The organism is Nocardia vinacea NBRC 16497, assembly GCF_000308835.1.
Taxonomy (GTDB): Bacteria; Actinomycetota; Actinomycetes; order Mycobacteriales; family Mycobacteriaceae; genus Nocardia; species Nocardia vinacea.
Genome location: NZ_BAGN01000299.1, coordinates 1 through 449, shown reverse-complemented (window position 1 = coordinate 449; position 449 = coordinate 1). Strand labels below are relative to the sequence as shown.

The following is a 449-nucleotide window of genomic DNA, read 5'->3' as shown; positions in this document are numbered from 1 at the left end:
AGCCTCCACACCCGCATCACCGAAATCCCCGTACCCACCACCAACAACAACCCCAACAAAGACCCCCTCGCCCACATCCTCGACCAAATCGCCGACCCCGACGACCCCCTCGACAGCGTCGTCTTCGCCACCGACGACGGCACCAACGCCCACGGCTACTTCGCCACCAACGACGGCGCCGGCAACGTCATCATCTTCGACACCAACATCGACCAACCCGACCCCAACCACCCCCACCGCGACCCCAAACACACACCCCGCGTCCGCACCCGCAACCAATGGACACAGTCCTACACCCGAAACAACGGCACCACCCTCATCAAAAAAGCCTTCACCATCGAACTCACCCAAAAAACCAACGAACACACCCACAAACCCGACGGCACCCTCACACCCCGCACCCCAACACACACCAACGAACCCGACCAACAAACCCGCCAACACAAAAT

The 449-nt window shown here is 60.8% G+C and carries 1 protein-coding gene; it reads left to right on the top strand.

All coding sequences use genetic code 11. The features are described 5' to 3' along the window. The coding region (locus ON44_RS33570) for a hypothetical protein (protein WP_040697962.1) at positions 1–449 on the top strand (449 nt) is incomplete at both ends.